This window comes from Vibrio sp. 1151_11, from assembly GCF_029478525.1.
Classification (GTDB): Bacteria; Pseudomonadota; Gammaproteobacteria; order Enterobacterales; family Vibrionaceae; genus Vibrio; species Vibrio anguillarum.
This window is the reverse complement of record NZ_SHMN01000047.1, coordinates 1-7,100: the sequence shown is the minus strand read 5'-3', so window position 1 is coordinate 7,100 and position 7,100 is coordinate 1. Positions and strand designations below refer to the sequence as shown.

Here is a 7,100-nt window from a genome sequence, read left to right as displayed (position 1 = left end):
ATTCACATAACAAGCAATTCAAGTGGATTCTCAACGCGTGGCAGTTTTACTATGCGTCAGGTAAAGTGCTTTACGGTGCAATGCAGCGGCTTGGCCAGTGCGTTGTTCACCACTTAATTGGGCGTTATATGCAAGCTGCACAATATACCTTATAATGCTCTCCATTTTTTATTGTGAGTTAAGCGTATGGAAGATAAGTCGTTTTCAAAACGTGAATGGTTTTTTGTAATATTCATCATTATGTTAGTGCAGTTTTTGGTGCAATTTGCAGCATTTCTGTATGCAGGGAGTGAATCTGCATTAGGATATATCTCAATCTCAGGAACAATCGTTTCAATTATTTTGGCGTTACTCGCTATCATATACTCGTACTACCAATCCACTTCTCAAGCTAACTCCAGTTCATCGCTTAATTCTCAAATCGAAAAGTTAATTGGGATAGTAGATACGATTAAGACTAACAAAGATGATTTCGGTAGTGAACTAACACACCTCGCAGAGATTCGGGACAAGATTGAGTCGTCAATCTCGATGCAACGGAAATCTCATGAAAAGGTTGAACAACTTTCAGAAAGTATTTCACAGTTGAGAGAAAATGAACTAACTGGAGAATACCCTGAATCTGGTGGGAAAGATGACTTCTTCAGAAGGTTAGTTATTGAAGGGGACAACAGTACTCATATAACCTTACTAATACTTTTCTATTCAGTTCAGTATGGTGTGAAGTTTGAAGATATGTGGGAACAACTGATTTATCCAACTGTTCTGTCACTACATAAAAACGCAACACCAGAGTTATTGCAGTTTTACAAAGGTTCTATATTTAGCACAATTAACCTCTTAGCTGCTCTGGAATATATAGAGAAAACTGCGGGTTCTCTTCCACTAGTTGCAAATGATTACTTTGAACAAGAGCTCAGTGGTTTTAAAGACTTCTTAGAGTCACGACAGGAAGAGCCTTACAAAACTATAATTGACGCACTTAATAAACAAGTTGGTGAGTTGTAATGGCAATCGTTAAGTCTTATTTCATCGAAAATGTATCACCTTCGGTTGGAGTTGAGTTTGAGTTTACTGATACTCATGCGTTACCAAACCACAATAAAAGGGTGTACCCAGTTTTTGAAACGCATGTTGATAAAAAAATAGTCTATGTTGCTTGGTGCGGAGGTGCGTTAAAAGATGGAGAGTTGATGCTAACTTCATTGGGGCAAGTTGCCGCAGACGCATTGGCTGCAATTCCAAATGGTTCTAACGAACAATTAATTATTCAAGAGCTAAAAGATGGTGCTACACCAACTAAGTCTAAAGTTCGTAAGGCGCTAAAACGAGTTCCTAGGAATGGCAAAATAATGTTTGTAGGCGACATGCAAAACGCATTAGATGGTCAAATGTTCCCATGCTTGAACATCAAGGGGACAAAAAGCATATAACAAGCAATTTAAGAGTGATTCAGCACGCTTGGCATTTTCGGTTTGAATTAGTTTCAGTGATTACGGTGTTCAAATTGAGTATCGCGGTAGCGTGCTTCACACCTTAATTGGGCGTTAGCTGGGGTTAAGAAAAATCATAAAATTAAGCGCTTATTTTTCTTAGTCAGAGGCTCTAGCTTTACACCTGAAAGTCAGCACTTTTCCATGTATCTCGCCAGTGGCACTGTTCGTGAAGTGCTTGAACTAACCGAAGTCTGTTTACGGGAACTGGTGTGTTTGTTTATTTCTTTGGTGTGGCTTCTTTGGTTTTGAAGCTCTTTCGCGCTTAAATGGATTTCGCGCACTTGGTTGTTGGCTTCTTCGAAAGAATCCTTTGTAAATTTAAGTTCTAAAAGCTCGTCAAGTTTTTCTGTTATTTCTTCTTTGCCAAGTGCGTTTCGTGGATTAGGTATTAGTTTCTCAGTTGTCCGTTTTACTTTGTCGCTTGAAACCAATAATGTGTTTTAAATTAGGCCGTTGGGTAGTCAATCTCCGGCTAAAGTGCAGCAGCTAACAAACGGCTCAAGAGGGATTGCCAACGCTTGGCGACTTTAGTGCAAAATTGAAGTTCAGTGTTTACAGTGTGTTTTTTGAGTTCGGCGGTGCGTTGTCAACCCCTTAGCCGGGCGTTATGCAACTCAGGTAAATTTAGGGGTTCAATCTTTTTAGGTTTCTCCGGCCATTCGTTTTGTGTTGTCGGCAAATGAGCACTTTTACCCTCAAATTCGTGGTTCGCTCAAGCCGTAAAACAGGCAAGGTTCTTTGTTTGCCTCAATGAGTTTTGGTGCTGGTTTGTTGTGAATTTAGCGGGCGCAAAGTGTGGAAAGGGCAAGTTTATCGAGTATTTCGCATTTGCTGAAAGTCTTGCTTGTTGAGTTTGTCTCATTCAAAAGCTTGGTTTGTTGTTGAACGGTGGACTTTGTTTTGGCGGCTTATTTATCGCAGTTCTTGCTTGGGTTGATTCTTGAATCACTCAACCATTGCAATTGTGGATTGTGGTCGTGTAAATTCAGTTTATCTCATTGAATTTGCATAACAAACGGCTCAAGAGGGATTGCCAACGCTTGGCGGTTTTAGTGCAAAATTGAAGTTCAGTGTTTACGGCGTGTTTTTTGAGTTCGGCGGTGCGTTGTCAACCCCTTAGCCGGGCGTTAACCCTATAAAAATGAGATCGAGTAAATGGCTAGAAAATTAATAATATTTGGAAACGGTCTAGGAATGGCTTTAGACCATCAACACTTCTCCCTCCAATCCGCACTGGAAGATATTTGGAACAAAGAAGATTTCTTAACGCTAGAACAGCAAGGGTTAATTGAACGGAGCTTAGGCAGAGGTGGTGCGCCTGAGGGGGAGCACGAGCTCGATCAACTTCACCAAGCTGTGACTTACTGTAAGGCGCTGAATAGAATTGGCGCTGGTGATGTTCACTGGTTAACGGAAGATGGTCAGTCTTTTCCTGAAATAACAGCTACATATATTCATAAAGTAGCCACCAAGTTACACAACTATGATGGGGCATTACCAAATGCCTTTGTAACGGCTCTTGTCGATTTTATCAAAACAACTCGCTCTCATGTCGCAACCCTCAATTACGATAAGCTACTGTATAACTCATTTATTGATAACGATATTTTTAGTGGTTATAGCGGTTACTTGGTTGACGGTATGCTTGACCGTGGTTTCTCTGCAGATGCTCTCGAGCGTAAATACGGGAATAATTTCGGCTATTACTTGCATTTACATGGTTCACCTTTATTCGTCAACCGCAACCAGGAAGTGATGAAATTATCGAGACAACAGCTCTCAGTGGATCGTAATGAGGCAAGTGAGCACATCGTTTTAACACATGTAAAACACAAGCCATCAGTTATAGCTGCGTCAAACGCTCTATCGACATATTGGGACTATCTACAGTTTACGCTGTCAGAAGCAGAGGAAATTATATTATTTGGTTACTCTGGCTTAGATAATCATTTAAATTTACTTCTACGTCCGTATTTGAACTCAAAATCATTGCGAGTGGTTGAGTGGAGCGGTGCTGGTGAGCAAGTAGAGCGGGAAACATACTGGAGAACTACATTGGGGCAATCTGTTGGTGTTGTACGCCTCGACAACATAACTGATTTTACTCAGTGGCAAATATAGGGTTAACAAAGCATTTAAGAGTGATTCCCAACGCTTGGCATTTTTCATTCCATCGTTGGGTTTTGTGTTTACGGTGGTATGGTTAAGTTTCGTGGTTGCGTTGCTCACACCTTAATGCGGCGTTAGGCGAAAGGAGAGGTCATGCAATTTAACTTAATTGCAGCATTTACAGTTTTCATTGGTTCATACTTACCATTAGCGTTGATCTTGGCTGTTCAAGATATTCCGTTTTCTTGGTGGAGTCGCCCAATTTGTAAGTTCGATGATATAAGTAATTGCGAATTTATCCCATTCACAAATATGTGGATTGCTATTGTTTTTATTGTCATTACGTTGTTGTCGGTATTTTTTTCAAATTTAACGTTGGCTAAAATTAGTTATCCATTCAAAGTTAAGGTTAAGTCATCAAAAGGAATTCCAAACGACATAATTAATTATGTTTTTCCTTACGTTGTTTCGTTTATGGGAATTAGCTATGGTACACCTGAAAAGCTACTTGGTTTTGCGGTGTTCTTATTATGGATGTTTGCCATTACATATAAGTCTGGCCAGATAATAATGAATCCTCTTTTGTTAATGTTTGGCTGGAAAATTTATGAGGCTACAGTAGATTTTAATGGTCAAGAACGAGACGTCAGGTTTTTGATAAAAGGGGATTTGTGTCCCGGTGAATACAAGATTCAAAAGGTTCAAGAGTTTTATATTGGTCAGGTAAATGATAATGGTTGATTTTGATGCGCTTAAAGCATTTGACTTCGAAAATGCTGATACATACTTATGGGTATTTAAAGAAAGTACTACTAAAGCAAAATTTAGAAGTAAATTTGTACAAACTGAAGACGAGTTAAATAAAGACCTAAAAGGTTTTGTTCGTGCTGAAGTTAACAGAATTACTGAGCATTCTCCTTACACATACATATCGCAAACAAATGAAAATAGCTGTTTAACAATCGCTTTTGATAGTACAGACTTCAAATTGCTTAAGTCACAGGTTGACTTACCAGAAGTTGAACATCGTGTTAAGAGCGTCAGTGATCTAGTTGGCGCTAAAGGTTACGTTGTAAAGTTTATAAAAGATGGTGTGGTGGTTTACGCTGTTAAAAGGTCAACGTCAACTTGGAAAACATCTTATCCGAAAAAATTTGTCAACATGGTGTTCAAAAATGGTGAGCTTAAAGGTGTTGAGAACAACGCTTTTTCCATTGAGAAAAATTTTGATTTCTATGTGATTAACGATACTGCGTTTATTGCTAACAAAAAAGGCTTCGAATCATCAATGAAGCACAAGGAAGAATATGTTCAGGTTTTTGATACACTTCAAAAGAATCCTGGCTTTAGTTCATTATTTTCTGATGTTTCATCAATCGTTGAGTATGTCGGCTCAAATTCTATTCAATTACGTCGCATGGCTGTCATTGAAGAAAAAGGGATTTATAAACAAGCTAACTTTATTAAAAACCTTATTTCAGTAAATAATAAAAGAAATTGGGGGCTGAACTTTGAAAATGACAAAATTGTACCATGCGAAAAAACAGTTAAAGTTATCCTTCAGGTTCTCCTTGACCATCGACTGATTAGTGAAATTACGGATCATATATACGATGTTCCAGATGCCAAACCAGTATAATTCGCCTAACAAACGCTTCAAGAGGGACAGCCAACGCGTGGCATTTTTACTATGCGTTGGTTTTTGTGGTTACGGTGTTATGCGGAAACTTGGTAGTAGCGTTGTCTGCCCCTTAAGCGGGCGTTAAGTGCAAAGGATATTATGGTGCAAGTTTATAATTTTAAGCCTAAACAACCAGTTTCTTGGTACAGAAAATCACTCGTGAAATCTAATCAGCGATGCCTTTACTGTAATGAAGTTATTGGTTTAAAAAGCAATGTAGACTCAAACAAGGAACACTTGATCGCAAGAGACTTTGTACCTTCAAGATGCTTGTCTGATACTACGTTCAATTTTATCTTTCGTGCATGTGTTGTGTGCAACAATAAAAAGTCGAACTTTGAGCGTCATATATCCAGTGTATCGTTGTTTAATTCATCTGCGCGTACCTATGATAGAGATATTGATGTTCAAGCTATACATAAAGCTAGTAATGATTATCACCCAGATAAAAAAGGTCACCTAGTTAAAGACTCTTCATCAAGCTTTGACCTCGCTGCTCCAAGCAATATGAGTGTAGGGCTAATTGCTCCCCCTCAAATGAATAGGGATTACGTTAAGAACTTAGCTTTAATGCATATTCAAGGTTTCTTCTCTCTTATCACTACTGTTAATCCATTATGCGAAAGCGCTATTAGCACATTGGAACCAGGGCGCTTTTGGTTGCTTGGTCATTATCCGGAACAAGATTGGGGGAACCCACAGATAATTGAAATAATTAAAAGGACAAAAAACTGGGACTGCTTCTGTAATGTAGTTACAGCAGACGGATACTTTAAAGTTATTATCAAAAAGAGTTCAGTGAAAAATGATTTCTTTTGGGCTCTTGAGTGGAACAAACATACTAGGGTTGTAGGTGCAATATCAAACATCGAATCTCCCCCTGAAGAGTTTTTAAACTTACCTAAAATTGTTGGGTGTTCATGGCGGGACAACGCTGGAAATATGTATAAAGTTGCTAAGCAAACGAAGTTAGAGTGTGAAGATGAACTTTTTATTGGGGAGTTACCTGAATTTTGCACTTAACAAAGCATTTAAGGCGGATTCCCAACGCTTGGCATTTTCAGTTTGAATTAGCTTTAGTGTTTACGGCACAATGGTTTAGGTCGGGTGGTAGGCGTTGCTCACCACTTAATGCGGCGTTAGCTGAGGTTAAGAAAAATCATCAAATTACGTGTTTATTTTTCTTAGTCTGAGGCTCTAGCTTTACACCTGAAAGTCAGCACTTTTCCACGTATCTCGCCAGTGGCACTGTTCGTGAAGTGTTTGAACTAACCGAAGTCTTCTTACGGGAAGTGGTGTGTTTGTTTATTTCTTTGGTGCGGCTTCTTTGGTTTTGAAGCTCTTTTGCGCTAAATGGATTTCGCGCACTTGGTTGTTGGCTTCTTCGACATAATTCTTTGTAAATTAAGCTCTAGAAACTCGTCAAGTTTTGCTGTTATTTCTTCTTTTCCAAGTGCGTTTCGTGGATTAGGTTTTAGTTTCTCAGTTGTTCGTTTTACTTTATCGATTGAAAGCAATAATGTGTTTTAAATTAAGCTATTGGGTAGTAAATCTCCGGCTAAAGTGCAGCAGCTAACAAACGGCTCAAGAGGGATTGCCAACGCTTGGCGACTTTAGTGCAAAATTGCAGTTCAGTGTTTACAGTGTGTTTTTTGAATTCGGTGGTGCGTTGCCAACCCCTTAGCCGGGCGTTATGTGTTTGATGGGTTTTTAAGGTCAAAGCTACGATTTCATTGAGAATTCGTTCCGTATTTTCGGCAAGTTAGCTTGGTCAAAATGAATCCGTGAAAGAACTTCAATTGGTCACGTCCAAG

6 protein-coding genes are annotated in these 7,100 nt (G+C 39.0%); all 6 read left to right on the top strand.

The features are described 5' to 3' along the window. The first annotated feature begins 186 nt into the window (after nt 1–186). The 6 genes from EXZ60_RS18070 (at nt 187) to EXZ60_RS18040 (ending at nt 6,309) form a co-directional block, all read left to right on the top strand. Nucleotides 187–1,008 (top strand): hypothetical protein, encoded by an 822-nt coding sequence (locus EXZ60_RS18070; protein WP_052676593.1) that lies wholly within the window; start codon nt 187–189, stop codon nt 1,006–1,008. Continuing rightward, entirely contained in the window at nt 1,008–1,433 is a 426-nt protein-coding gene (locus EXZ60_RS18065) for a hypothetical protein (protein ID WP_045626597.1), read from the top strand. The genes EXZ60_RS18070 and EXZ60_RS18065 overlap by 1 nt, the downstream gene beginning before the upstream one ends. Before the next feature lie 1,218 nt (nt 1,434–2,651). Further along, entirely contained in the window at nt 2,652–3,617 is a 966-nt protein-coding gene (locus tag EXZ60_RS18060; protein WP_277436096.1) for a DUF4917 family protein, read from the top strand. A gap of 141 nt (nt 3,618–3,758) precedes the next feature. Continuing rightward, on the top strand, nt 3,759–4,346 hold the full coding sequence (locus tag EXZ60_RS18055) for a hypothetical protein (protein WP_277436095.1): 588 nt from the start codon (nt 3,759–3,761) through the stop codon (nt 4,344–4,346). Beyond that, entirely contained in the window at nt 4,339–5,244 is a 906-nt protein-coding gene (locus tag EXZ60_RS18050; protein ID WP_249339382.1) for a DUF4868 domain-containing protein, read from the top strand. Before EXZ60_RS18055 ends, EXZ60_RS18050 begins: the two co-directional genes overlap by 8 nt. Before the next feature lie 141 nt (nt 5,245–5,385). Beyond that, the gene (locus EXZ60_RS18040; protein ID WP_277436094.1) at nt 5,386–6,309 is read left to right on the top strand and encodes a hypothetical protein; all 924 of its coding nucleotides are present in this window, start codon (nt 5,386–5,388) and stop codon (nt 6,307–6,309) included. Nucleotides 6,310–7,100: the final 791 nt, after the last annotated feature.